22 protein-coding genes are annotated in these 24,815 nt (G+C 62.4%); 10 read left to right on the top strand and 12 right to left on the bottom strand.

Going from position 1 to position 24,815, the window contains the following annotated elements:
* Nucleotides 1-61 precede the first annotated feature (61 nt).
* On the top strand, nt 62-2,971 hold the full coding sequence (locus V1475_RS10550) for a hypothetical protein (RefSeq protein ID WP_479412713.1): 2,910 nt from the start codon (nt 62-64) through the stop codon (nt 2,969-2,971).
* 150 nt (nt 2,972-3,121) lie between these two features.
* Nucleotides 3,122-5,011 (top strand): monovalent cation:proton antiporter-2 (CPA2) family protein, encoded by a 1,890-nt coding sequence (locus V1475_RS10545; RefSeq protein WP_479412712.1) that lies wholly within the window; start codon nt 3,122-3,124, stop codon nt 5,009-5,011.
* 27 nt (nt 5,012-5,038) lie between these two features.
* Here the strand turns inward: V1475_RS10545 and cobT are convergent, their stop codons facing one another.
* Nucleotides 5,039-6,043: a nicotinate-nucleotide--dimethylbenzimidazole phosphoribosyltransferase gene (cobT, locus tag V1475_RS10540; protein ID WP_479412711.1), complete on the bottom strand. Its 1,005-nt coding sequence runs from the start codon at nt 6,041-6,043 to the stop codon at nt 5,039-5,041.
* An 85-nt stretch (nt 6,044-6,128) separates the two neighbouring features.
* Between cobT and cobS the strand changes: the two genes are divergently transcribed.
* Together cobS and V1475_RS10530 are read left to right on the top strand one after the other, a co-directional pair.
* Nucleotides 6,129-6,881 (top strand): adenosylcobinamide-GDP ribazoletransferase, encoded by a 753-nt coding sequence (cobS, locus tag V1475_RS10535; protein ID WP_479412710.1) that lies wholly within the window; start codon nt 6,129-6,131, stop codon nt 6,879-6,881.
* Between the two features lie 187 nt (nt 6,882-7,068).
* Nucleotides 7,069-8,760, top strand: a complete 1,692-nt coding sequence (locus V1475_RS10530; RefSeq protein ID WP_479412709.1) for a hypothetical protein — start codon at nt 7,069-7,071, stop codon at nt 8,758-8,760.
* A gap of 481 nt (nt 8,761-9,241) precedes the next feature.
* On the opposite strand, the gene V1475_RS10525 is transcribed toward V1475_RS10530, so the two are convergent.
* From V1475_RS10525 to V1475_RS10505, 5 genes are all read right to left on the bottom strand, one after another.
* Nucleotides 9,242-9,751, bottom strand: a complete 510-nt coding sequence (locus V1475_RS10525) for a CarD family transcriptional regulator (protein WP_434287985.1) — start codon at nt 9,749-9,751, stop codon at nt 9,242-9,244.
* A 426-nt stretch (nt 9,752-10,177) separates the two neighbouring features.
* Nucleotides 10,178-10,516 (bottom strand): ferredoxin FdxA, encoded by a 339-nt coding sequence (gene fdxA, locus V1475_RS10520; protein ID WP_066705626.1) that lies wholly within the window; start codon nt 10,514-10,516, stop codon nt 10,178-10,180.
* Between the two features lie 53 nt (nt 10,517-10,569).
* The gene (locus V1475_RS10515; protein ID WP_479412708.1) at nt 10,570-10,950 is read right to left on the bottom strand and encodes an RNA-binding S4 domain-containing protein; all 381 of its coding nucleotides are present in this window, start codon (nt 10,948-10,950) and stop codon (nt 10,570-10,572) included.
* Nucleotides 10,951-10,956: 6 nt separating this feature from the next.
* On the bottom strand, nt 10,957-13,878 hold the full coding sequence (locus V1475_RS10510) for a helicase-related protein (protein ID WP_479412707.1): 2,922 nt from the start codon (nt 13,876-13,878) through the stop codon (nt 10,957-10,959).
* 35 nt (nt 13,879-13,913) lie between these two features.
* Nucleotides 13,914-14,483, bottom strand: coding sequence for a tetratricopeptide repeat protein (locus tag V1475_RS10505; protein WP_479412706.1), 570 nt, complete (start codon nt 14,481-14,483; stop codon nt 13,914-13,916).
* Nucleotides 14,484-14,570: 87 nt separating this feature from the next.
* On the opposite strand from V1475_RS10505, the gene V1475_RS10500 reads away from it, so the two are divergent.
* The 4 genes from V1475_RS10500 (at nt 14,571) to V1475_RS10485 (ending at nt 18,181) form a co-directional block, all read left to right on the top strand.
* Nucleotides 14,571-14,858: an SCP2 sterol-binding domain-containing protein gene (locus V1475_RS10500; RefSeq protein ID WP_434287990.1), complete on the top strand. Its 288-nt coding sequence runs from the start codon at nt 14,571-14,573 to the stop codon at nt 14,856-14,858.
* Nucleotides 14,855-15,811 carry an alpha/beta fold hydrolase gene (locus V1475_RS10495; protein WP_479412705.1) on the top strand — a complete coding sequence of 319 codons (957 nt, stop codon included), beginning with the start codon at nt 14,855-14,857 and terminating at the stop codon, nt 15,809-15,811. The genes V1475_RS10500 and V1475_RS10495 overlap by 4 nt, the downstream gene beginning before the upstream one ends.
* A gap of 82 nt (nt 15,812-15,893) precedes the next feature.
* Complete coding sequence (locus tag V1475_RS10490; RefSeq protein WP_479412704.1) at nt 15,894-17,714, top strand: M3 family oligoendopeptidase; 1,821 nt, start codon at nt 15,894-15,896, stop codon at nt 17,712-17,714.
* A complete protein-coding gene (locus V1475_RS10485; protein WP_479412703.1) occupies nt 17,711-18,181 on the top strand; it encodes a GNAT family N-acetyltransferase in 471 nt (156 codons plus the stop codon). Before V1475_RS10490 ends, V1475_RS10485 begins: the two co-directional genes overlap by 4 nt.
* On the opposite strand, the gene V1475_RS10480 is transcribed toward V1475_RS10485, so the two are convergent.
* From V1475_RS10480 to V1475_RS10470, 3 genes are read right to left on the bottom strand one after another with little or no spacing between them, the layout of a single operon-like run.
* Complete coding sequence (locus V1475_RS10480; RefSeq protein ID WP_479412702.1) at nt 18,182-18,451, bottom strand: DksA/TraR family C4-type zinc finger protein; 270 nt, start codon at nt 18,449-18,451, stop codon at nt 18,182-18,184.
* A gap of 56 nt (nt 18,452-18,507) precedes the next feature.
* Nucleotides 18,508-19,002 carry a DUF2127 domain-containing protein gene (locus V1475_RS10475; protein WP_434287997.1) on the bottom strand — a complete coding sequence of 165 codons (495 nt, stop codon included), beginning with the start codon at nt 19,000-19,002 and terminating at the stop codon, nt 18,508-18,510.
* Nucleotides 18,999-19,316, bottom strand: a complete 318-nt coding sequence (locus V1475_RS10470) for a DUF4389 domain-containing protein (RefSeq protein WP_479412701.1) — start codon at nt 19,314-19,316, stop codon at nt 18,999-19,001. The genes V1475_RS10475 and V1475_RS10470 overlap by 4 nt, the downstream gene beginning before the upstream one ends.
* Nucleotides 19,317-19,471: 155 nt before the next feature.
* Between V1475_RS10470 and V1475_RS10465 the strand changes: the two genes are divergently transcribed.
* Complete coding sequence (locus tag V1475_RS10465) at nt 19,472-20,641, top strand: dipeptidase (RefSeq protein WP_479412700.1); 1,170 nt, start codon at nt 19,472-19,474, stop codon at nt 20,639-20,641.
* 3 nt (nt 20,642-20,644) lie between these two features.
* Here V1475_RS10465 and V1475_RS10460 read toward each other — a convergent pair whose 3' ends face one another.
* The 3 genes from V1475_RS10460 to V1475_RS10450 all read right to left on the bottom strand — a co-directional run bounded on the left by V1475_RS10460 (nt 20,645) and on the right by V1475_RS10450 (nt 24,098).
* On the bottom strand, nt 20,645-21,409 hold the full coding sequence (locus V1475_RS10460) for an alpha/beta hydrolase (protein ID WP_479412699.1): 765 nt from the start codon (nt 21,407-21,409) through the stop codon (nt 20,645-20,647).
* A 568-nt stretch (nt 21,410-21,977) separates the two neighbouring features.
* A complete protein-coding gene (rpoH, locus tag V1475_RS10455) occupies nt 21,978-22,874 on the bottom strand; it encodes an RNA polymerase sigma factor RpoH (RefSeq protein ID WP_434288005.1) in 897 nt (298 codons plus the stop codon).
* A gap of 204 nt (nt 22,875-23,078) precedes the next feature.
* Nucleotides 23,079-24,098 (bottom strand): RluA family pseudouridine synthase, encoded by a 1,020-nt coding sequence (locus V1475_RS10450; protein ID WP_479412698.1) that lies wholly within the window; start codon nt 24,096-24,098, stop codon nt 23,079-23,081.
* On the opposite strand from V1475_RS10450, the gene V1475_RS10445 reads away from it, so the two are divergent.
* Nucleotides 24,097-24,426, top strand: a complete 330-nt coding sequence (locus V1475_RS10445; protein ID WP_479412697.1) for a DUF6476 family protein — start codon at nt 24,097-24,099, stop codon at nt 24,424-24,426. The genes V1475_RS10450 and V1475_RS10445 overlap by 2 nt on opposite strands.
* The last annotated feature ends 389 nt before the right edge of the window (nt 24,427-24,815 follow it).

Genomic DNA, 24,815 nt, shown 5'->3' with positions numbered 1-24,815 from the left:
GCCCCGCAAGCTGCGTTAGGGTGCGCCGTGACCCCGGGACCAGTCGAGCCAGCATACGGAAATGAAACCGAATTTTGCCCTGAATCTCAGCCATGACGGCATCATGCTTTTGCACCGCACCGCAAGCGGCTGGCTGGCGATGGGAGAGGTGGCGCTCGATGCCCCGGACATGGCGGCGGAACTGGCCGAATTGCGCAAGCTGGCGACCTCGGTCTCGACCGCCGGTCTCGCCACCAAACTGGTGATCCCGAACAGCCAGATTCTCTACCGTCGCCTGCCCGATCCCGGCCCGGAGACCCGCGACGCGGCGATCCGTGCGGCCCTCGACGGCGCGACGCCCTATACGCTCGAGCAACTGGTCTGGGACAGCACCATCTCGGACGGGATCTTGCAAATCGCCGTTCTGGCCCGTGAGACCCTCGACGAGGCGGAAAACTTCGCTATGGAACACCGGTTCAACCCAGTGTCCTTTATCGCCATCCCGGAGATCGACGATTTCGCGGGAGAGCCGTTCTTCGGCCGCGCCCGCAGCGCCGATGCGCTGATCGGGGCGGAGACCGTGGTGGAGCCGGACCGCGTGGCGATGCGCCTCTTGCCGCAACGCCCGATCCTGCCGTCCGAAGCCCCGGAAACGGCCCTGTCCCCCATTGCAGAAACCACGACGCCCGAACCGGAGACTGAAGCGCCCGAGAACGCCGCCGATCTGCACGCCCCGCAGAGAACGACCGAGGAAACGACGACCGAGGTGAGCCCGGAGGCCCAATCCCCTGAGGTCCCGGAACAGCTTGAGCTGCTGCCCGACGCCGCACCCGCGACGGAACCCACACCAGTCGACACGCCCGCCGAGGACGGCCCCGCCGAGGACACCCCTGTCGAGGATGCCCCTGTCGACGACAAGGCGGACGTACCCGCCGAAGACGGCAGCTCCGGCGATCTCTCCGAGACGGCGCCCGTCTCCACATTCCACAGTCGTCGCGAGACCGGAGCTGATGCGCCCCCCCCCCCGACCGAGCCCGCCGCCCCGCGACTCTCGACACGCCCCTCGCGCGTGCTGGCCGCCATGATCCCGGCGCAAGTCCCCCCCAAGGACTCCCCTGTCGCCGCAGAGGCATCGGCCAAACCGCTTGGCCCGGTCCACAAAGGGGACGAAGCGCCCAAAGAGCCCCCGCAAGACGACAACTCGGCGCTGAAACCCGTCGAGTATCCGCATGTGGCCGTCACCTCCGGCGAGGTGCCCATCGACACGCCGAAAGAGCCCAAGCTGAAAGCCGCGCGCCCCGGCAAGGCAGATCCGCTGCCCGAGCCGCCCCCCATGCCCGCGCCGCGCACCGCCAAACCGGACGCGAAAGCGCAAAAATCCCGTGAGAGATCGCGAGGCGGAGCAGCCCTCGGTGCGTTAAAATCCCTGTCCGCGCTTGCCCCGAAATCCGGCAACAAGGCGGCACAGAAAGACACACCCGCCATCGACATCGCAAAAGCGCCCATGCCAAAGGTCGCGCACGCCGCAGGCGAGGACATCATTCCGCTGTCGGATCGTGCCGCCGGTCTCGACCGGGTGGAAAACACCCTCGACGAGGCGGAGGCCCTGACCGTCTTCGGCGCACGGCGCCGCAGCCGGGAGGTCCGCAACAAGCCGCGTCATCTTGGGCTGATCCTGACCGGCGGGCTGGTCGCGCTCTTGCTGTTGGCTGGCCTCATCGCCGGGCTGTTGCCCGATGAGCCGCAATCCACCGATGTCTCCGCCGTCTCCGCCACGCAAGACAACCCGACGGTGATCGCCGCGGACGACACCGCAGCGACCGACGCCACACCGACCGCGCTCGGCCCGGAACAGATGGGCGTGTCTGCGGAGGAGGAAGAACCCGAACTGACGCCGGAGCTTCTGGAGCAGGCCAGCGTGCCCGCCCCTCCTGCCGAAGACATCGCCAACGAAACGCTCGACATGGAGGCCTTGGCCGCAAGCTATGCCGCGACCGGCATCTGGCCGCTCGCCCCCGAAGCGGACACGGGAGAGAGTGCCGAGGACGATCTCGACACGCTTTACACAGCCTCGATCGACCACGCGATCGCGTCGCAGGATGCCGTCGCTCTGCCCGAAGCTGCACGCCATATCGGCGAGGCCGCGCCGCGCGCCGCCCTGCCCCCGGCACCTCTGGGCACACGCTACGATTACGACGAGGACGGCTTTATCCGCGCCACGCCCGAGGGCACCGTGACGCCCGACGGTGCCGTCGTCTATGCCGGTCGCCCGCAGGCCACGTCGAAACCGCGCCCCGGCAGCGCCGTGGACGACGCGGTCGAAGCCGCCCTTGCCCCACCCGTGATCAATGAAAACGATCCGGTGCGGCTGTCGCTGGCGAAATTCCAGCCGAAACTGCGTCCCGACACGCTGGTCGAGAACAACGAGAAGGCCAATCTCGGCGGGTTGACCCGTGTGGAGCTGGGCCGGATTGCGCCGCGTCTGCGCCCGGCCTCGGCTCAGGAACTCGCTCAGGAGATGGCCCAGGAGGATGCGGAGGCCGCAGGCGAAACCGAAGCGGCGCGCACCGCGCCCGCAGTCACCGCCTCGCTCGTACCGAAAGCCCGACCACAGGATTTCGACAAGCTCGCCTCCGCCGCCCGCACCGCCGAAGCTGCGGCGGCCGCCGCCGCAGATGCCGGGACGACCAGCACTTCGAATGCGGAGAAAGTCACCGCCCAGGTGCCCGCGACCACTATTCCACAGGCTGGCCCCGCCAATGTCGCCCGCGCCGCGACGGTCAACAACGCGATCAACCTGCGCAAACTGAACCTGATGGGGGTTTACGGCTCGAGCTCCGACCGCCGCGCTCTGGTCCGGCTGCCATCGGGGCGCTTCGCCAAGGTGAAAGTGGGCGACAAGCTTGACGGCGGACGGGTGCAATCCATTGGCACCGACAACCTCACCTATGTGAAGAACGGCCGCGCGGTCACGCTCGAGATCGGCGGCTGAGGCCCGCGCGACCTTGTTCACCTCTCCGCTTGGGGAAATTTTCGCCGGCCACTTGTCGGGCGATGCGAAGGCTTTACCTCTGCGAAATGAAACGCGACTATGCCATAAGAAGTTTCTTAGGCTCATTTGTCCCCTGAGAAAGGACCCTTCATGGACGGCGCCCTGACACAAGCCGTGATCTATCTTGCCGCCATGGTCGTGGCCGTGCCTCTGGCGCGGCGGCTCGGGCTCGGGTCCGTGCTGGGCTATCTGCTGGCGGGCATGGCGATCGGGCCGCTCTTTGGCATGATCCAGCATTCGGAAAGCGCCGACCTGCTGCATTTCGCCGAATTCGGCGTGGTGATGATGCTGTTCCTGATCGGGCTGGAACTCGACCCGCGTGCGCTTTGGGAGATGCGGCACAAGTTGCTGGGTCTGGGCGGGCTTCAGATCACTGTGACGGCGGCGGCGATCATGGGGGTTGCGATCTGGGCCGGGCAGAGCTGGCAGACCGGACTGGCGCTCGGTATGATCCTGTCGCTGTCCTCGACCGCCGTGGTGCTTCAGACGCTGTCGGAGAAAAAGCTGATCCACACCGGCGGCGGACGCGCGAGTTTTTCCGTGCTTCTGACCCAGGACATCGCGGTGATCCCCATGCTGGCGATCATGCCGCTTCTGGCGACCGGTTCGAAACTTTCGCTCAATCCGGACGGCTCGATCAACCGCGGCACCGACGCTGCGCATGGCACCGCAGCGCATGGTGCCTCGCTGGTGGCAGGGCTGCCCGGTTGGGGTGTCACTCTGGTGACGCTCGGAGCCGTGGCGGCGATCATCCTTGCGGGCGTGTTCCTCACCCGACCGCTGTTCCGCTACATCCATTCCGCCAACATGCGCGAGATTTACACCGCCGTCTCGCTTCTGATCGTCATCGGGATCGCGCTTCTGATGAACGCGGTCGGCCTGTCCCCCGCGCTCGGCACCTTCCTCGCGGGGGTGGTTCTCGCCAACTCCGAATTCCGCCACGAACTCGAAAGCTCGATCGAGCCGTTCAAGGGGCTTCTACTCGGCCTGTTCTTCATCGCCGTCGGTGCCGGGATCAATTTCACCGTGCTGTTCCGCGACCCTCTGACCATCGTCGGATTGACCATTGCTCTGATGATCCTGAAGGGGCTGATCCTTTACGTCATCGGGCGGATTTTCAAACTGCACAAACGGGCGCAATGGCTGTTCACCCTGTCGCTGGCGCAGGCCGGGGAATTCGGCATGGTGCTGACCACGTTTTCGCTCCAGCAAGGCGTTCTGAGCTCCTATCTTGGCGAGCGAGTGCTTCTGGTCATCGCCCTGTCGCTGCTGTTCACGCCGCTGTTCTTCATGCTGCACGATTACCTGCGCGCGAAACTCTCCGAACGGATGGAGGACCAGCCCGCCGACGAAATCGACGACCAGCAAAAGATCATCATCGCCGGTCTCGGACGCTTCGGCCAAGTGGTCAACCGTCTGGTGCAGGCCTCGGGCTTTCAGACCACCGTCCTCGATCACGATCTGAAAACCATTCAGCTCATGCGCAAATTCGGGTTCAAGGGCTTCTTCGGCGACCCGACCCGACCCGAATTGCTCCATGCCGCGGGCATCGACAGCGCGCGCATTCTGGTGATCTCTCTCGACGACCCCGCCGCCGCCACGCAATTGGTGAAATACGCCCGCTCGCTGCGCGACGATCTGTTCATCATCGTGCGCGCCCGCGACCGTGTGCATGTCTATGAGCTCTACAAGGCAGGCGCCGACAAAATCGTCCGCGAGATGTTCGACAGTTCCCTGCGCGCCGGGCGTTATGTGCTCGAGGAAATGGGCTTTTCGGAATATGACGCGGCGATGACCGAACAGGCCTATTACCAGCATGACCGTGAAAGCATGCGGGTGCTGGCGGAGCTTTGGGAACCCAATGTCCCCGTGTCGGAAAACCCCGCCTATATCGAGCGTGCCAAAATGCTCGACAAGGATTTCGAGGCAGCACTGGTCACCCAGCTCGATCAGAACCGAAAGAAGAACAGCGCGGCCTGACCGCGCCGTTCCTGACAGCTCAGGACCTCACTTGTCCGACACGCCCGCCTCGGCAAAGGTCGCCATACCTGACAGGCATTCGACTGCGGCCTTCACCAGCGGCATGGCAAGCCCAGCACCGGAGCCTTCGCCAAGGCGCAGCCCCATGGACAAAAGCGGCTCTTTGCCGATTGCCCGCAGCACTGCCGGATGCGCCGCCTCTGCGGAAACATGCCCCGCAATGCAGTGATCGAGCGCACCGGGCACGGCTTTCTCAAGGGTCGCCGCCGCCGCACAACAGATGAACCCGTCGAGAATGACCGGAATGCGCAGCATCCGCGCCCGCGCGATACCGCCCGCCATGGCCGCCACTTCGCGCCCGCCAAGAGACGCAAGGATCTCAAGCGGTGCTTTGCCGCCATGAAGCGCCACACCCGCCGCACAGACCTCTTCCTTGATCTTCAGACCGGCGTCATCGACCCCGGTGCCGCGCCCGACCCAATCGGCCGCCGTGCCGCCGAACAGCGCATTTGCAATCGCCGCCGCCGAGGTGGTGTTACCGATGCCCATTTCGCCGACGACCAACAGGTCGGAGTCCGGGTTCACCGCCTCCCAGCCGACCTTGAGTGCCGCCACGCACTCCATCTCACTCATCGCAGGAGCTTCTGTGAAATCCGCCGTCGGGCGATCCAGTTCGATCGGATGGATCGACATGATCGCGCCCGCGTTGCGCGCAAGCTGGTTGATCGCCGCGCCGCCATGTTCGAAATTCGCCACCATCTGCACCGTGACCTCCGCCGGGAAGGCCGACACACCGCGCGCCGTCACACCGTGATTGCCCGCGAAAATCGCCACCTGCGGCTGGCTGACCCGAGGCCGCGCTTCCCCGCGCCAGGCGGCATACCAGATGCCGATCTCCTCAAGCCGCCCGAGCGAGCCCGCCGGTTTCGTCAGCTGGCCGTTGCGCGCCTCCGCCCCGGCTTTTGCCTCGTGATCCGGCCCCGGTGCCGCTTTCAGAAGCGCTTCGAACCCTGCAAGATCGGAAAATGCCATGCCTCAACTCTCCCTCATTGTCTTTGAGTCCCCGACCTTCTATCCCCTGAGAGAGACCGAGGACAGGTCCGATTGCGAGGATGCCATGACCCGCCGTTTCCGCCCCGAAGCCGCCGACATCGCCACCGCTCTGGCGCTTTTGACCCGCATCCCGGTGCGTGCGGGCTTTGAGCGCAGCGCCGAGGCCGTCTGGGCCTTTCCCCTCGCGGGTCTCGCCGTCGGGCTCGTGGCGGGCGCCGTCGCCACCATTGCCGGATGGCTCGGGCTCGGCGCGGGCCTGATCGCCGGATTTGCCCTCGCCGCGCTGGTCATCACCACGGGCGCAATGCACGAAGACGGGCTTGCGGATTGCGCCGACGGGTTCTGGGGCGGGTTCGAACGTATCCGCCGCCTCGAGATCATGCGCGACAGCCGCATCGGCGCCTATGGCGTGATCGCCCTCATCCTCGCGCTCCTCTTGCGCTTTACCGCGCTCTCCACGCTCGCGCATGACGACCTGATCGTCACTGCAACAATCGCAGCCGCAATGCTGTCACGCGCCGCCCTGCCCTATCTCATGGTGCTGATGCCGCCTGCGCGCAAAGATGGCCTCTCGGTCACAACCGGTCGCCCACCGCGCGATGCCGCCTCCTTGGGCGCTGTCGTGGCCCTCCTGCTGTCCTGGCTGGTGGTGGGGTTCGTACCCACCGTCGTCGCAGCCTCCGCCATCGTTGGGACCGCCTATCTCACCTCGCGCATCGCCACGGCCAAAATCGGCGGACAGACCGGCGATGTGCTGGGCGCAACGCAACTCCTCGGCGAAATCGCCGCGCTCACCGTCTTCGCCACGCTCGCCTGAACCACCGTCCAACGCGACCCGGTGATCAGCAATGAGGCACTGCGCGGCGCAGAGGTGAGGCAAGCCTTACTTCCCGACTGGGAAAAGCGCACGGCTTTTCCCAGCCGATCAAAAAACGCTTCCCTAACGTCATCGAACGCGCAAGCCTTGTGCCAAAACCAGACACCGCAAACCGCACAGGGTCACGATGAACGACACCCGCATGCCGCCGCCGGACAACATCCTGTCCGTGATCTATGACGTGGCGCTCTCGCCCGAGTGCTACGACCGGCTCTTGCCGCATATGGATCGCGAGGACATCCGCACGGCCCTGCCGGAGCATCATCTGGTGACCCATTTCCACCGCGCCGAAGAAATCCTCGAACGCAGCGGCCTCGGTCAGCGCTCAGATGACATCTCCGCCCTCATGACCCGCTTTGCTCAGTCTACTGCCATTATGGTCAACGCCCGGCTCGAAGTGCTGGCCATGAACGGTCCGGCAGACCAGCTCTTCGGCATCGCTCCCGGCGGTACGCTCGGACAGGCCTCCCTGCCCGAAGACACCCGCGGCACCCTGATCGCGCAGGTCAAAAAGCAATTCTCACAACGCGAGATCCGGGCGGAAAGCTCGGAGGCTCTGCTGGAATTACATCAGGCTGGACTGTCGCGTCCCGCGCTCCTGAAACTGCATGTCGAAAGCCTGCCCCGCATCGGTCGGGTGGTGCTGATCCTGTCCTCCGAACTGATCTGGCCCGACGGTTTCGAAGCTGTTCTCGCCTCCGCCTTCGGTCTGACCCCGGCGGAAAACGCGGTGATCCGCCGCCTGATCGCCTCCGAAAACATTCAGGAGATCGCCATCGCACGCGGTCGCTCCGTCGACACGATCCGCACTCAGGTCAAGACCATCCTCGGCAAGACCGACACCCGGTCCCAGGCCGAATTGATCCGCCTCGTGCTGATGATGATGCATATGGCCACCGCACCCGACACCCGGCAGAGCCGACGCGACACGACGGTCGAAGCGGAGACGGCGATCTGGCACCCGCTGCGGCTTTCGGACGGGCGGCGCATGGCCTATCGCAGCTTTGGCGATCCGAACGGGCGTCCTGTTGTGGTCTGGCCGATGGATTACGGTTTTACCCGCTGGCCCGATCGCGCCGAAACCCGCGCCCGCGCTCTGGGTCTGCGAGTGATCCTGCCTTTGCGCGGCGGCTATGGTCGCTCCGACCCTCCGCCCCAGCGTGGTCTGCTGTCGGAGCATTTCGCCCGCGATGTCGCCGAACTGATGCGCCATCTCGGGATCGGCCCCTGCCCGCATCTGGCGCTTGGTGTCGATGTCATGTTCGTGGCACGCTTTGCCGCCCTGTTCCCGGAACTGATCTCCGGTGTGGTGGGCTGTGGTGCCGTCTTCCCTGTGACCGATCCCGTCCAGATCCGCTGCATGGACAAATGGCACCGCATGATCCTCGCCACCGCGCGCAACACGCCGCGTCTGCTGCCGTTTTTGATCAAGGCCGGATTCGCGCTGGCGCTGAAATCCGGCAAAGATGCCTTCATGCGCAACATCTTTTCCGATACGCCGGGCGATCTGACCCTGCTCGACGATCCCGACACCCGCGCGGCCCTGTTCGAAGGCACACATTTCACCCTGTCGAAAGACCACAACGCCGCCGAGATTTTCACCCGCACCACGATCGAACAGATGACGCGGGACTGGCGCGGCGATCTTGATGCTATGGCTCGGGCGCTGCCGGTGCATATGTTGCAAGGCACTGAAGATACCGAGATTCCGCCCGACATGCTCGCCCGTCATGCCGCAGACTATCCCGGCATTCGTATTCACGTGTGTCAGGGGGGCCGGTCGTTTTGTGTTTTTCGGCCATTGGACAACCGCACTTGATCTTCTCTATGAGCTTGCCTGACCCCGATCCCGTCGTTTCGTGACCGGTTTACCCCATCTGGGGAATGTGGTCCGTTCCAGAAGCACATAGACATAGACTCACGGGCCGTTCGGGCATGGAGGCAAGGGTACGAGTGTTTTTGAGTTTTATGTTTCACCTCCCCAACGGACGAACCGTGGCGCGGCTCCTGTGATCGGTGAAAAGCCTCGCTTTTCATCGATTTCCGTAGGACTGGGCCGAGCTTGCGTCTCAAGGCGCACATCACCCTGATGAAAACCAGGACGGTGGGGGGGGACCATACCGCCTGGAGCACCGGGACAAAAGCTCCCCAAACCTGACAGGCCCTGTGCCCTTCCTGATGTCAGGCGAAACGCTGTCACCTTTTCGGGTGACAGCGTTTTTGTCCGCGCACCCCGCAAAGCAAAACCGCCGCGAGGTCTCCCTCCCGGCGGTCTTTATTGCATCTGAAATACTCAGAGATCAGGCGGCGCGGCTCACCAGAACGTCGTCCACCTTCTTCTGGGCTTCGGTCTCGTTGGTGCCCGACACGGCAGCCACTTCGCGGGTCAGCCGGTCGAGGGCGGCCTCGTAAAGCTGACGCTCGGAATAGCTCTGCTCGCGCTGGTCGTCGGTGCGGTGCAGATCGCGCACCACTTCGGCGATGGCAATCAGATCGCCGGAGTTGATCTTTTGCTCATACTCCTGCGCACGGCGCGACCACATGGCGCGTTTGACCTTAGCCTTGCCTTTCAGGGTCTTCATCGCGTCCTGAACCACATCGGGGGTCGAAAGCGAGCGCAGCCCGGATTCGACGGCCTTGTTGGTCGGCACGCGGAGCGTCATCTTGTCTTTCTCGAAAGCGATGACGAAAAGTTCGAGGGACATGCCCGCGATTTCCTGTTCCTCGATCGACATGATCTGGCCAACACCATGGGCCGGGTAAACAACGAAATCGTTGGGGCGGAATTCGGATTTCTTGGTCTTGCTCATTTGCAGGTTTTTTCCTCAGACGGGACCGTTCTTACCATCGAAGCACTCGCTTCCCCGTCTACACTCCCCGTCCGGCACACACAAAAGCCTTTGGACGATGCCCCTTTGCGCGGTTCAAAGCGCTTGGAGGCGGAGTATGAGGCGCGAAAAACTCAATCCCCTAAAAAAGCGTCGCTTCGGGGGTTGAGGTCGATATGCCCTGTCATGGTTTCCCCTTGATACCACAAAAACCGGCCCAAAGAAAGCATTGCGCGCGTTTACCCCCAAAATCCCGCGTACTTCCCCCCGTTTTTCAGGAGGTTACATGAGATTCCAAGGTGTTGATGACTGTTTACACACTGCGCACGCGTGACAAAGGGGCCCGAGAGCCCCCTGTTCAACCTGCGAATCATCTCTGCATCTGCAAAATGACGATGCAAATCCGGATCAGGAGCCTTCGCCCGGCGCTTCGGAGAAGTATTTGTCGAGCTTGCCCTCTTCACCGTCCTTGTCCTCATAACCCGGCATCGGGTCTTTCTTCTCGAGGATCACCGGCCAAAGTTCGGCGTATTTGCGGTTCAGTTCGACCCATTTTTCCATGTCCGGCTCAGTGTCCGGGCGGATCGCGTCGGCCGGGCATTCCGGTTCGCAGACGCCGCAGTCGATGCATTCGTCGGGATGGATCACCAGCATGTTCTCGCCCTCGTAGAAACAATCCACGGGGCAGACTTCCACGCAATCGGTGTATTTGCAGGCGATGCAGTTATCAATCACGACGTAGGTCATTGCGGCTCATCCAAATCTGACTCTGTCCGCACTTGCTAGCCCCAAGCGCGCCATCATTCAAGCATGTCGGGGCGCGAAAGGTCCGTCATGCGACGATCTTTCTTGGTTGGGCGACCTTTTCCCTCAAACCGTGGCACAGACGGAACAGGGTCCTTCGCGGCCTCGGGCGGGCTGAGGTCTTCATAGAGGGTTTGCGCCTCTGGGGCCGGACCGCGCCGTGTGCCACAACCGATCAGCCGGATCACCCGAATGTGGTGACCCTGCGGAAAGGTCAAAACATCCCCCGCGCCCACAGAGGTCGCCGCCTTGGCCACTTTGGAGGAATTGACCCGCACATGGCCGCCGGTGACGGTTTTCGTCGCCAGACCGCGGGTTTTGAAAAAGCGGGCATACCAAAGCCACTTGTCGAGGCGAATGGTCTCCCGCTTTTCCATAGGGACTTACTTCTTGTCCTTCAAAGCCATCAGCGCCGCGAACGGGTTGTCCGGGTCGATGGCTTTTTCTTTCTTCGGCGGGCGGGCGGAGAAGGTTTTCGGCTGGTTGCCGCCCTCGCGGCCCCCGTCGCGGCCATCACGGCCTCCGTCACGGCGCGGTTTGCCGCCCTTCTTACCTTGCGGCTTGCCGCCGCCCTTTTTGCCCTGCGGACGTTCGCCACCGGCGTTCTCGCCCTGCGCACCGCGGCGCGGGCCGCGGTTGGCGTTGCGATTGCCGCCACGGTTTCCACCCCAGGTGAAGGTGTAGAACTCTTCAGTCTCTTCCTCGACAACACCGGCATCCACCGCCACGCCTTCGGGCAGTTCGGTTTCGTCGAATTCAGAGGCTTCGTCCTCGGCAGGCACCGGCTGGGCAAACTCGGCCGACGGCGCTTCGCCCTCGTCCGGAAGATCGGCGGCAATGCCCGACAGATCGGCAGCCTCCGGGACCTCCGGCTCGCCTGCGGGCATGGCGTCGTCGGAGATCACCTGATCCACCGTCTTCATTTTGACCCGCTCGGATTTGTCGGCCTTATAACCCAGACCTTCCATCAGATCGGCAAATTGTTCCAGCGTCATGCCAGTGATCGACAGCATGTCCGGGTTCGCCTCAAAGCCTGCGCGGCTGTCCTGCGAGCGCAGAAGATCGGCGAGGCGTTCGAGCATGTCGATGCGGATCGCGCGCGCGCCCGAAAGGCGGTAGCCCGACATGGTATAATAGCCATCCGGCGCATGATCGGCGGCGGGAATGGTCACCAGCCCCGGCGGCGGCGCATCGGGGAATTCGTCGAATTTCGCGTTCAACGCCCAAAGCAACAGACGCAAGCGCGTCGGCGCGGGTTTCAGCAGCAGCGGCATGAAGATCGTGTACTGACCGAAGCGCACGCCATGTTTGCGCAGCGCGCCACGAGCGTCTTGATCCAGCTCTTTGACCTCCTGCGCAATCTGCTCACGCGGGATCACGCCGAGGTTTTCAACCAGACGGAAGGCAAACCCACGGGCCAGACCGGTCAGCGTTTCGTCGCGCGACATGTTCAGAAGCGGCTCGAACAGGGTCGCCACCTTGCGGTCAATGAAATGCTGCAAGCGGCGCTGGACCTTCTCGGCCACATCCGTTGCCACAGCGTCGTCCACAAAGGCCACGGCGCGCGGTTTGAGCGCATCGTCGCCGGGCACGAGTTTGCCCACGGCATGCTCGCCCCACATCAGACCGCCCTGATCGGTGAAATCCATCTCCGTATCGGGGGCGTTGTAGAACCGGTCCGCGCGCAGGTTAAATTCCGGCGCAAGTGCGGCCATGGCGGCAGCGGCGAGGGTCTTCGCCTCATCCGGAGTTGCGGCTTTATCTTGCATAAAGCGGAACCCCTCAAGACGGCCGACGAATTCGCCTTCAACCGTCACTTCACCCTTGTCGTTCACGTCGGCCACAAGGCCCTCCTTCTGTTTGAGCCGCCGAAGGAGCACACTCGTCCGCCGGTCCACAAATCTTTGCGTCAGCGCGCCATGCAGCGCATCCGACAATCGGTCTTCTACAGCGCGGGTTGCCTCACGCCAATGGCTTTCGTCATCAACCCAGTTTTCGCGCTGCGCAACATAGGTCCAAGTGCGGATATAGGCGAGTCTTTTAGACAGAGTGTCGATATTGCCCTCGGTCCGGTCAATGCGTTTGACCTGTGTGGCCAGCCAATCGTCGGGAACCCGCCCATATTCGTGTAAAAACTCGAAAATCCGCTCAAGAAGCGACGTGTGTTCGCCATGGCTGATTCCCCGGAAATCGGGAATGCGACAGACGTCCCACAAAAGTTTCGTATCCCGCGCCGTGCGCAGACGGGGGCGCACGGTTTTCAGCGTCGAGAGTGTCTTGAGCGCCTGAAGATCGTCCGCCTCCCGCGCCTTCACCAAAGCCGGGTCAGAGGGCGACATTTCGAGCGAGGCGATCAGACGGTCGACCGTGCCGAATTCCAGCCGTGGATTGCGCCAGTTGAGTTTCTTTTGCGGGGTGAAGCGATGCTCCTCGATGGCCTCGATCACCTCGGCGTCAAACGGCTCCGCCTCGCCCGTCACGCCAAAAGTGCCGTCGGTCTGATAACGCCCTGCCCGGCCCGCGATCTGCGCCAGCTCGTTGGGCATGAGATAGCGCATCCGCCGCCCGTCGAACTTGATCGTCGAGGAAAACGCCACATGCGTGACATCGAGATTGAGCCCCATGCCGATGGCATCGGTGGCGACGAGGTAGTCCACATCGCCGTTCTGATACATCTCCACCTGCGCATTGCGGGTCCGGGGGGACAAAGCCCCCATAACCACCGCCGCACCGCCCTTTTGGCGACGCAAAAGCTCGGCGATGGCATAGACATCATCAACAGAAAACCCGACAATCGCCGCTCGCGCAGGCATTCGACTTATCTTTTTCGAACCTGAATAGGTCAGACGTGAGAATCTCTCCCGCCGCATGAACTGCGCCTTGGGCACAAGCTGCGCGATCACGGACCGCATGGAATCGGACCCCATGAACAGGGTCTCGTGCAAGCCTCGGGCATGCAGCAAACGGTCGGTGAACACATGCCCGCGCTCAGGATCGGCGCAGAGCTGAATCTCGTCAATCGCGAGAAAATCCGCCCCCATGCCCGTGGGCATCGCCTCGACGGTACAGACCCAATATTGCGTGCGCGGCGGCACGATGCGCTCTTCCCCCGTCACCAGCGCCACCACAGACGGCCCCCGCGCGGCAACGATCCGGTCGTACACCTCGCGCGCCAAAAGACGCAAAGGCAGGCCGATCACACCCGTGCGGTGCGCCAGCATGCGCTCGATGGCGTAATGCGTTTTGCCTGTGTTGGTCGGGCCTAAAACTGCCGTAATCCGGCCGCCCCCCATCGCGTCCCCCATCGGGTCTCGTCCTGTCTTGTCGTTTGAGGGTGAACTTAGAGCGCCACACCGCCGAGCGCCAGTTCAAGCCGCGCAATGCGGTCGGACAGGCCCTCCATATTCGGATGAATCTCTTCGATTTTATGCAGCACGGCGAGCGCCTGTGCCTCATCCCCGGTTTCTTCGAGAATCAGCGACAGGCCCGAGAGCGCCCCGAAATGCCGTGGCTCGCGGCTGAGAACCTCGCCGATGTCCTGAAGCGCCGGGCCGTACAGTCCCGCCATGAAATAGGCGGTGGCGCGCGCGTTATAGGCTTCGGTAAACTCCGGGGCATGATCCACAAGCGCGGTCAGATGGCCGATGGCACCCTGAACATCGCCCGCCTCCATCGCCATGCGACCGCGTTCCAAGAGCAAATCCATGGCATCCGAACCGGAGCGAGACAGTTCCAAAGCCAGTTCTTGTTCGATCCGTGCGGCGTCATAGGGATTGGCTTCGGACAGCTCGCCAAACAGCGTGTCGAGACGCGCCGCATCCGCAGCAAAAGCACCAGAATGACCGACCCCGGCCCCGAAAAAGAGCCAGAACGCAACGGCACATTTGAGAAACTGTCGTAATCTCTTCATAACAATCTGGATTGTAGCTTTCTGGGCCCCATGTTCATAGTCACAATGTGGCGACAGGGCGCGCCCCAGACAACCGGAGGAAGACAAATGAGCGACATCATCACCAAGGCCGTGGAAGCCCTGTCCGAGAAAATCGACGGCTTTACCGCAGGCGTTGCGAAATTCGTGATCGAAGGCGAAGGCGCCATCGTGGTCGATGCGGACGGCGTGCGCGCCTCCGATGACGCGGCCGATGTGACGCTGACCGCCGATCTCGAAACCTTTCAGGGCATGATGGAAGGCGACGTCAACCCGACGGCGGCCTTCATGCAGGGCAAACTGTCGATCGACGGCGACATGGGTCTTGCCATGCAGCTCGGCTCCGCCCTGTCGTGACCCACGAACGCGCACCCTATTATGCCGAACTGGCCGACGGGCCGGACAGCGGCGAGGCCTATTGGCTGACCGCTTCGGACGGGGTGCGCATTCGCGTCGGGCTTTGGCCGCATGAGGGCGCGAAGGGCACGGTGTTCATCCTGCCCGGACGCACCGAATGCATTGAGAAATACGGGCGCGGCGCGGCGGATCTCGCCGCCCGCGGCTTTGCCAGCCTCGCCATCGACTGGCGCGGGCAAGGCATTGCCGAGCGTCTTTTGAAAGACCGCCGCATCGGCCATGTCGAGCATTTCGCCGATTACCAGAAAGACCTCGACGCGGTGATCGCACTCGTCGAAAATCTGGCCGAAGAGAAAGCCATGCCGAAACCGTGGTTCCTCATCGGGCATTCCATGGGCGGGGCCATTGGCGTGCGCGCTCTGATCGAGGGCAAGCCCTTCAAGGCCGCCGGATTTTCCGCGCCGATGTGGGGCATCGGGCTCTCGCCGATCCAGAAACTTCTAGTGCGCTTCGTCTCTCCGGTGTTTCACGCCCTCGGCCTTCAGAACCTGCGCGCGCCGGGCACCAAGCCCGAGAGCTACATGGTCTGGCACGGGTTCAAGGACAACCTTCTGACCTCGGACCGCGAGATGTTCGATTACATGACCCGGCAGGTGGTGGAAAAACCCGATCTGTCATTGGGCGGGCCATCGTCGCATTGGGTCACCGAGGCCATTGCGGAAAACGACTGGGCCTTTGATCACCAGATGCCCGACGTGCCGGTCCTTTGTTTTCTCGGTCTCGACGAGAAAATCGTCAACACCCAGGCCGTGCGCGATTTCGCGGCGCGCTGGCGCTCCTGTGAGTTGATCGAAGTGGTCGGCGGGCGGCACGAGATCCCGATGGAAAGCCCGGCGATCCGCAAACACTTCTACGACCATCTGGCCGCACTTTTTTCCGAGCAATGCGCCTGAAACGGATCGGAAACGCACCTGATCCTTTGCATCCGCCGCCGCGACGCCCTATCTGTTGAAAAACAACATGAGGAGCGATGCGATGCGGTTCACCTTCCCCCAGCCGGTTTTCGATCAGAACGCCCAGAGCGGCCATAACCAATTCGGGGATCTGCCGGACTGGGACCTCACCGATCTCTATCCCTCGACCGACGCCCCCGAGGTCAAACGCGATCTCGACTGGCTCGAAGAGCATTGCGCCAGCTTCGCCGAGGATTACGAGGGCAAGCTCGCGGATCTCGACGGCGCGGGCATGTATGATTGTATCCTCAGGAACGAGCGGATTTCGCAGGTCGCGGGCCGTCTCGACTCCTTCGCCGGGCTGCTCTATTACCAGAACACCGTCGATGGCGAGCGGGCGAAATTCCTCTCCGACATTCAGGACAAGATCACCAATTTCACCGCGCCTCTGGTGTTTTTCTCGCTCGAAGTGAACCGCATCCCCGAGGACACGCTCGAAGAGATGCTGAAACACGACGGGCTCGCGCGCTATCGGCCGATTTTCGAGCGGATGCGCAAGATGCGGCCCTATCAGCTCTCCGACGAGTTGGAGCGCTATGAGCACGACATGTCGGTCGTGGGCGCGTCGGCGTGGAACAAGCTGTTCGACGAAACCATTGCCGATCTGAAATTCGACGTGAACGGCGAGACGCTCGGGATCGAGGCCGCGACCACGCTGATGACCGAACAGGACCGCACTGTGCGCGAAGCGGCCGCGCGCGAGATTGGCAAGGTTCTGGGTCAGAACATCAAGATTTTCTCCCGCGTTCACAACACCTTGTCCAAGATAGGCCAGGTCGAGGACAAATGGCGCGGCATGCCGACGCCGCAGACCGGGCGGCACCTGTCGAACGATGTCGAACCGGAGGTGGTCGAGGCGCTGCGCAACGCGGTGGTCAAAGCCTATCCGAAGCTGTCGCACCGCTATTACGAGCTGAAACGCGGTTGGCTCGGGCTTGACAAATTGCAGGTCTGGGACCGCAACGCCCCCCTGCCGATGGAAGAAACCCGCACCGTCGGCTGGGACGAGGCGCGCAAAACGGTGATGGACGCCTACGCCGGGTTCGACCCGCGCATGGCCGAGATTGCCGAACCGTTCTTTACTAAGGGCTGGATCGACGCGGGCGTCAAACCGGGCAAGGCTCCGGGGGCCTTCGCCCATCCGACCGTGACCGACGCGCATCCCTATGTGATGCTCAACTACCTCGGCAAACCGCGCGATGTGATGACGCTGGCGCATGAGCTGGGTCATGGCGTCCATCAGGTTCTGGCCGCTGGGCAAGGCGAATTGCTCGCCGATACGCCTCTGACGCTCGCGGAAACGGCCTCGGTGTTCGGCGAAATGCTGACCTTCCAGAAAATGCTCAAAGGCGCCAAAACCGACGCCGAGCGCAAGATCATGCTCGCGGGCAAGGTCGAGGACATGATCAACACCGTGGTGCGCCAGATCGCGTTTTACGATTTCGAATGCAAGCTGCACGAGGCGCGCAAAGGCGGCGAGCTGACGCCGCAGGACATCAACAAAATCTGGATGTCGGTGCAGGGCGAATCCCTCGGGCCGGCCTTTGAATTCTTCCCGGACTACGAGGTCTACTGGTCCTATATCCCGCATTTCGTGCATTCGCCCTTCTACGTCTACGCCTATGCGTTTGGCGACGGATTGGTGAACGCGCTCTATGCGGCCTATACCGAGCAACCCGAAGGCTTCCAGGACAAATATTTCGACATGCTCAAATCGGGCGGCTCGAAACATCACAAAGAGCTTTTGAAACCCTTCGGCCTCGACGCCTCCGACCCGAAATTCTGGGACAAGGGCCTGTCGATGATCTCAGGTTTCATCGACGAATTGGAAGCGATGGAGTGAGCCTCACGCTCGCCCCTCTACCCCACGAAGACCTGAACCGTCTCGCGGGGTTTTCTTTGCCGTCCGATCAGGCGGGCTTTGCCGATCTGCCGTCCGTCACCCTGTCCACAGGCACGGCACGAGATGGTCATCTGATCCTCTCCGAGAGCCAGCCGGTGGGCTTTTTCGCCATCGACCGGGACTATTCCGATCATCACGAATTCGCCCCCAAAGGCGCCCTCGGATTGCGTCAATTCATGATTGATCACGCTGCGCAGGGCCAGGGCCATGCCTCCGCCGCCTGCCGGGCGCTGAAACCCTATCTACAAGCGCAATACCCGGGGGCTGGCTCCTGTTACCTGACCGTGAATTGCCGCAATCCCAACGCGCGCCGCGCCTACCTCAAGGGAGGGTTCATCGACACCGGTGCGCTCTATCTCGACGGTGGCTTCGGGCCGCAGCACATCATGCACCTGCCTCTCAGCTGATCACTTCAACTGGCTGTCTTTCGACCCGCGCCGATTGATCCCGCCGCGCGGCTTATAGGCGCTGTCGCGGTCGCGCTGACAATCGATGCAAAGCTTCACGCCGGGGATCGCCTTGCGCCGGGCTTCGGGGATCTCCTCGCCGCATTCGGCGCATTCCGTGAAACTCTCGCCCACCGGCCCGCGATGCTGTTTCATGCGGGCCAACTCGTCGCTGATCGAGGCTTCGATCTGTTCGCTCACCGCACCGTCTTTCGCCCAGCCGCCTGCCATATCCGCGCCTTTCCTTGAACCGTCTGCTCGAAGTCTTCGCCTTGGGGGCGCACCCGTCAAGCCCGCACCTTGCCCCGCATCACCCGCCATTCGTGCCAAACGAGCCACATCACCACGAGATCGAACCCGGTGAGGAACAAAAGCCCGGCGGAGTGCGTGTAGCTGTAGCGATAGAGCTGATAGAGGATGAACAGGCTCATCACGATGAGCGACAGCGGATAGGCGATCGGCTTGCGCCGCAACAGCCCCGCCACCAGCGCGACTTTGATCACCCCGTGGCTCATCAGGTAGAAGGCATAGAAACTCTGCGTCGCGCCGGTCATGCCCTGCGCCGCCGCCAGAAGATGGGTCGCCACGAAATCGCGCGGGTCTTCCAGAAGCTCTTCGCGGGTCAGGACATTGACCCAGTGCAGCACGGTCTCGGTGCGCACAATATAGAACAATGCCCCGCCCGCGATCTCAATCAGCGCATGCAGCCCCTTGAGGATCACGCTGATCTGGAAGGCATACCGGACATATGTCTCGCGCAGGGGCATCGGCGCAGCACTCAATCGAGCTCCGTCCAGGGCCAGGGTTTCACCTCGCTGTCGCCGGTGATGTAACGCGTCGCCTTCGCGAACCAGATGCCCACATCGGTGCCCGCATTCGCCACCCGGTCGTTGGGTTTCTTGCCGTTCATCAGCATGATGATCGCCTGAAGGATCGCCAGAACACCGATGATCGTCGAGGCAAAGCTCATCATCACCCAGATGATGATCGAATAGAGGATACGCGCCCCCATATTCTCGGAAATCTCCTCGGGCCGCGCGGCTTTCTTGCCGCCCAGATCGGGCATGACGTGATCGAATTCATGCGGGTCGGCCATGGTCTATCCTTTGTGATTCCTTTGCCTTGCAGTCTCCAGTTTAACGCGAAGCTCCGCAGACCAAAATCTCCCGTGTTCACGACATCTGACGCGAGGTTTCATTTGGGCGATGAGCAATCCGCGCATAGGCTTCTCGCAAAACGGGAGGTTTGCACATGCTCAAATGGATCGGACGGATCGTCCTCGCGGCGATCGCAATCGCGGCCGTGGTGTTTTTTGGCATCTTGCCGGGGATTGTCGAGAAGGGGCAAAACCCGGTGGTGGCGCACGCGCCCTATGAAGTTTCGCCAGAGGCGCAGGCACTGCATGATAGCCTCGTGATCGGCGACTGGCATGCCGACAGCCTGATGTGGAACCGCAACCTTTTGAAACGCGGCGAGCGCGGGCAGGTCGACATCCCGCGTCTGCGCGAGGGCAACGTCGCACTTCAGGTCTTTACCACCGTGACCAAAAGCCCCGCCGGGCAGAATTACGAACACAATTCGGCCGAGGCGCGCGACAACATCACGCTTCTTGCGATTGCCGAACTTTGGCCGGTGAAAAGCTGGTTCGATCTGACCGAACGCGGGCTTTACATGGCGGATCGTCTGAATGGCTATGCCGAAAAAGCCCCCGATCAGATCCGCGTCATTCGCACCGTCGCCGATCTCGACGCCGTGCTGGCCGCGCGCGCAGAGGGGGTCGAGGTGATCGGCGGCATTTTGGGCGCCGAGGGCGGGCATGTGCTTGAGGGCGAGATCGGCAATCTCGACCGCATCTACGGCGCGGGCTTTCGCCTCATGGGGCTGACGCATTTCTTCGACAACGAGCTCGGCGGCTCGCTCCATGGCGAGGAGGATCACGGCCTGACCGAGTTCGGCCGCGCCGTTGTGGCGGGGATGGTCGAGAAACATATGGTGATCGATCTGGCCCATGCCTCGCCGCAGATGGCGCGCGATGTTCTGGCGATGACCGAGGTCCCGCTAGTGGTCTCGCATTCCGGCCTCCATTCGCATTGCCCGGTGAAGCGCAATTTCCCCGACGATCTGATGCGCGAGATCGCCGCGACCGGCGGCGTGATCGGCATCGGCTATTGGCAGGATGTGACCTGCGACGCGTCGCCTTCGGGCATCGCCAAAACGGTTCGGGCGGCGATTGACGCGGTCGGTCTTGAGCATGTCTCGCTCGGTTCGGATTTCGACGGGGCGGTCGAGACGGAATTCGACACGTCGGAGCTTGCAGCCCTGACGCAGGCGCTTCTGGATCAGGGTCTCACGGAGACACAGATCGCCGCCGTGATGGGCGGCAATATGGTGCGGGTGCTGGGAGAGGTGTTGCCGCAGTAACCGTCAGTCGACGCCAAGCGCCCAAAGCCACCGCAGCGCCTCCGCCATGCTTAGATCGGGCTCGAACGCGCCGGTGTCGAGAAAGGAGATCGTCTGGGCGATGACGCGCGGGTTCTGCATCATGAAGGTATGCGTGACCGGAAGCGTCAGATGCGCCGCCATGCCCGCGACCTTCGTGCTGTCGATCGAGACTTTGCCATCGTCTTCGCCTGCGACCACCGCCGAGAGCACCGGATTGAGCGACTGGCTCCCCGCAATCACCCCGGTCTCAAACGGCACGGGCGGCAAGGTCCCCGGCAGGCCTTCTGTCCCGAGTTGCAGCCCCGCCGGACCGTTGGCGGTTTGAAAGGCGGCGTAGTCCTCGAACGTATCGATGATTTCGGAGCCATGGTTGGGCGGGCCCAGCATCACGACGCGGCCCCAGTCCATCTCCGGATGATCGGCGGCAAATGTGCGCAACAGGATCGCGCCCATGGAATGGGTCACCACATCGGGGCGGCTGTCAGAGCCACAGGCGTCACGCGCCGCGCGCAATGTCGGATCGGCCAAAAGCGCCACCGGGGCGGCGCGCGACGGATAGCCCTGATTGACCGTCTTGTAGCCTGCCGCCTCAAGCGCATGTTCCATCACCAGCATCGAGGCGTCCGTGCGTGCCAGCCCGTGCAACAGGATGACGCAACGCGGCTGCGGTGCGTCCTGCGCCAGCGCAGACTGGCTGACGGTCAAGGCGACGAACGTGCTGAAAACAAGGGCGGGAAAACGGGTCATATCAGAGATATGGCGATGCGCTAGCAAAGGCACAAGATCAGCCCCAAAGCCGACTTCCTCAAAACAACACGGGCGCCCGAAAGGGCGCCCTTACCAATCGTACCTCCCTGAGGTCCTCCCCCCTTACGGGTCAGGATCGTTTGGGTGTTGGCCCTTTGAGCGAGGGGGCACAGGCTCCTCCGTCTCGCTTCATCCGGGGTCTCAAAGCCTCAATCGGCAGCACCCTTTTGATCCTTCGAACCGTCTACCCCGGCCCTGCCCTCGGACATCCCTCCACGGATCTGAGAAACCTGAGCCGGAGGTGCCGGTTATTGCGGCGGATCCTCCTTGTTGTCAGAGCCAGAAGTGCGGAACATTTTCATGTCTCCTCCTTTTCTTGCCTTATCAACAGTTTAATCATAGCCCGAGTCGACCGATCTGGCCTTGATCCCGATCAAAACCGCTTCGGATTTCGCATTTGACGGGGGCTTTCGGGAGGGGGCTATCCCGCTCATACACCAAAGGAAAACGGCCCCGAACCGTATTCGGGACCGCTTTTTCAGCATTCAAAAACTTTCTCCCGGATGGCTCAGGCGCCTTCCAGAATGCCCTGCTCTTTCGCCAGCTCCTGCATGCGCTTTTGCAGCTTCTCGAAGGCGCGCACCTCAATCTGACGGATACGCTCGCGCGACACGTCGTATTTCGCCGACAGATCCTCAAGCGTCATTGGCTGATCCTTCAGGCGGCGCTCCATGAGAATATCCTTCTCACGGTCGTTCAGCACCTCCATCGAACGCGCCAGCAACTCGCGGCGGGTTTCCATCTCGTCGCGCGCCTCATAATCGGCGGCGGTGTTGGCGCTTTCGTCCTCAAGCCAGTCCTGCCATTGCGCGGCCCCTTCCTCGTCGGAGCCCACCGTGGCGTTGAGCGAGGCGTCGCCCCCCGACATCCGGCGGTTCATCGACACGACCTCTTCCTCGGTCACGCCCAGATCGTGCGCGATCTGTTTGACGTTGTCCGGGTGAAGATCGCCCTCCTCGAAGGCACCGATCCGGGCTTTGGCCTTGCGCAGGTTAAAGAACAGTTTCTTCTGCGCCGAGGTGGTACCGAGTTTCACCAAAGACCACGAGCGCAGGATATATTCCTGAATGCTCGCGCGGATCCACCACATGGCATAGGTCGCCAGACGGAAGCCTTTTTCCGGATCGAAGCGTTTCACCGCCTGCATCAGGCCGACATTCGCCTCGGAAATCACCTCCGCCTGCGGCAGGCCATAGCCACGGTAGCCCATGGCGATCTTGGCCGCGAGCCGCAGGTGCGAGGTCACAAGCTTATGCGCCGCCCGGCTGTCTTCGTGATCGACCCAGCTTTTGGCGAGCATGTATTCTTCTTCGGGTTCCAGCATCGGGAACTTGCGAATTTCTTGCAGATAGCGGTTCAGCCCCTGTTCAGGGCTCGGAGCCGGCAAATTTGCGTAGTTACTCATGTCTCACATCTCTCCCGCGTCACGCGCCATGTTATAAGGCTTAACATACCATTTAGGAAGGGATGTTAGCGCTTTCAAGGGACGCTGACGCGATTTCCTATTGCGACAAATTTAACGAAACATGACCCGACATCCGCCGCCAGACCATCTTAATCCGCCAAAATTTCACAAAAATCACGCCAATGTGGTCTCTGTTACATCGGCTCAGAGCTGATCCAGAAGATCCTGCATATCCTCGGGCAAAGGCGCCTCAAACCGCATGTCCTCGCCCGTCACCGGATGGACAAAGCCCAACACGGCGGCATGAAGCGCCTGACGCGGGAAGGCATCGACCGCCGCCCGCGCCCGGTCCGACAGCGCCTTGTGGTTCAGTTTGCGCCGCCCGCCATAGGTCTGATCCCCGACCAGACCATGCCCGGCATGGGTCATATGCACGCGGATCTGGTGGGTGCGTCCGGTTTCCAGCCAGCATTCCACCAGCGCAAGCTGCGGCGGCGTGCCATAAAGCTCGACCACCCGTGCCCGCGTGACCGCATGACGCCCCTCGGTAAAAGACACCGCCTGTTTCTGGCGGTCGGTCTTATGACGACCCAGAAAAGACGTGATGCGCAGAATGTTCGAGCCTTCGAAACTCACCCCCTTCACACCGCGCAGTCGCGGGTCCATCGGGTCCGGCACGCCGTAGACCAGCGCGTCATATTTCCGCTCGACCGTGTGCTTTTCGAACTGTTTCGCCAGCCCCTGATGCGCCTTGTCGGATTTCGCCGCGACCAAAAGCCCCGACGTATCCTTGTCGATCCGATGCACAATGCCGGGGCGTTTCTCACCGCCGATGCCCGAGAGGCTATCGCCGCAATGAAACATCAGCGCATTGACCAGCGTCCCCGAAGGCGAGCCGGGTGCCGGATGCACCACCATGCCGACGGGCTTGTTAACCACGATCAGATCGTCGTCCTCGTAGATCACATCGAGCGGAATATCTTCGGCCACGACCTCAGCGTCTGCGGCCTCTTCAACCGTGATCTCGACCCGGTCGCCCTCGGCCACTTTACCCTTCTGATCCGTCACAACCGCACCGTTGACCTTGATCGCCCCCTCGGTGAGCAATTTCGCCAGACGCGAGCGCGACAGCACCGCTTCTTCTGGCACATCGCGCGCGATCGCCTTATCAAGACGCTTGGGCGGATTTTCCGCGATGAGGAAGGCGACGGTGGATACGGGCATGAGCAACCTTGAGATCGATCCGAAAGACGCGGCCCGGCTGACGCTTTTGCGGCGGCTGGTCACGACACTTCTGGTGGTGATGATTGCCGGATTTCTAGTGCTGATCGCCCTGCTTGTCACCCGTTTCCCGTCAATGGATGCGCCTGTTTCTGAGACCGCCCCCCTCACCTGGCCCGATCAGATCGCCCTGCCCGACGGCATCACCCCCGAGGCAGTCACCCGTGGCTCCGACTGGATCGCCGTGGTGTCAGGCAATGAGATTCTGATTTTCGACGCCGAGGGCGGCGCGCTGCGTCAACGCATCTCCGTGAACCCCGCCCAACACTGAACGCGCTGCGCGGGAAGAAACGGAGCGCCGAGGCTGCCTCCCACAGCCTGCGGCGCTCGTCCCCCCGATGCGACCGGTCAGATTTGCGGACCAGATTCTACCTTCCCCAGTTCAACTCCCGCCCGACGAGGGCAAAAAACAGAATTGGAGACATGACAAGGGCCGCGTAGGCGAGCCCCACGAAATAAAGATGCATATTTTCCTCCCTTTTTGGAAGGATAACACGAATCTGACGACATTGCTACATTTTGTCGCACCCCCTGCGACAGGACACAGCACCCACGCCACATCCCCCGCGCACAGGCGGCATGTCGGTCGACAGGGTGACACAGCCTGCCGTACTCGACATCGCACGCACGGACGCACGGACGCACGGACGCACGGACGCA

This window comes from Celeribacter sp. SCSIO 80838 (genome assembly GCF_056498065.1).
The sequence above is the reverse complement of the archived record's forward strand: the minus strand, read 5'-3'. Positions and strand labels throughout refer to the sequence as shown.